Here is a 1,662-nt window from a genome sequence, read left to right on the forward strand (position 1 = left end):
TTTGGCCGACACCGATGGTGATGGTCTGACCGTTAGCCAGGGTCACTACAACAGGCGAACCGGTTACTGGAGCGCCGACAGTGGCTGTGTAGACGACGTTGCCGCCTTCAGCCGCTGTGCCGGTGGCGGTCAGCTTCACTGTCGTGGTGTCGATGGTGTCGGTGACGCTGGTCACTGCTGGAACAGTGCTTGGTACCAGGTTTTCGAAGTTGCCACCGGTGGCGGTGCTGATCGTTGCCTGCACGGAACCGGCGTCTTTGTAGACGTCATCGGTCGGCGCTGGGACGGTCACGGTGCCGGTGGTTTTGCCAGCGTCGATAGTGATGACCGAGCCGTTACTCAGAGTCACGGTCACTGGTGAGCCAGCAGCGTTGGTCAGCGTCGCGGTGTAGGTGATTTGGCCACCCTCGGCCACGCTGCCGGTCGCGGTCAACGACAGGTTGGTAGTGTCGACGGTATCGGTCACGGTGGTGCTGACTGGAGTTTTGTCAGCTACGAGGTTTTCGTAGTTGCCGCCGGTTACGTCGGTGATCGAGTTGGTGATCGGAGCGTGGCCAGTCAGCACATCGTTCGGCGCAGTCGTTACAGCAGTGCCAGAGGTTTGGCCGACGCCGATAGTAATCGTCTGACCGTTGGCCAGTGTCACGGTCACTGGAGAACCCGTCACCGGTGCACCGACAGTGGCTGTGTAGACGACGTTGCCGCCTTCAGCCGCTGTGCCGGTGGCAGTCAACTTCACGGTGGTGGTGTCAATGGTGTCGGTGACGCTGGTCACTGCTGGCGTCGTGCTCGGCACCAGATTTTCGAAGTTGCCACCGGTGGCGATGCTGATCGTTGCCTGGACGGAACCGGCGTCTTTGTAGACGTCATCGGTCGGAGCTGGGACGGTCACGGTGCCGGTGGTTTTGCCAGCGTCGATAGTGATGACCGAGCCGTTACTCAGAGTCACGGTCACTGGTGAGCCAGCAGCGTTGGTCAGCGTCGCGGTGTAGGTGATTTGGCCACCCTCGGCCACGCTGCCGGTCGCGGTCAACGACAGGTTGGTAGTGTCGACGGTATCGGTCACGGTGGTGCTGACTGGAGTTTTGTCAGCTACGAGGTTTTCGTAGTTGCCGCCGGTTACGTCGGTGATCGAGTTGGTGATCGGAGCGTGGCCAGTCAGCACATCGTTCGGCGCAGTCGTTACAGCAGTGCCAGAGGTTTGGCCGACGCCGATAGTAATCGTCTGACCGTTGGCCAGTGTCACGGTCACTGGAGAACCCGTCACCGGTGCACCGACAGTGGCTGTGTAGACGACGTTGCCGCCTTCAGCCGCTGTGCCGGTGGCAGTCAACTTCACTGTCGTGGTGTCGATGGTGTCGGTGACGCTGGTCACTGCTGGCGTCGTGCTCGGCACCAGATTTTCGAAGTTGCCACCGGTTGCGGTGCTGATCGTTGCCTGCACGGAACCGGCGTCTTTGTAGACGTCATCGGATGGCGCAGGAATGGTCACGGTGCCGGTGGTTTTGCCAGCGTCGATGGTAATGACCGAGCCATTGCTCAGAGTCACGGTCACTGGCGAGCCAGCAGCGTTGGTCAGAGTGGCGGTGTAGGTGATCTGGCCACCCTCAGCCACAGAGCCAGTGGCGCTCAGCGACAGGTTGGTGGTGTCGACGGTGTCGG

1 protein-coding gene is annotated in these 1,662 nt (G+C 61.0%); it reads right to left on the reverse strand.

Annotated elements, in window-relative coordinates; translation table 11 throughout:
* Positions 1-1,662: immunoglobulin-like domain-containing protein (locus tag IEQ42_RS27205; RefSeq protein WP_338109830.1), on the reverse strand; the 1,662-nt coding region annotated here is incomplete at both ends.

Source organism: Pseudomonas iridis, assembly GCF_017980685.1.
Classification (GTDB): domain Bacteria; phylum Pseudomonadota; class Gammaproteobacteria; order Pseudomonadales; family Pseudomonadaceae; genus Aquipseudomonas; species Aquipseudomonas iridis.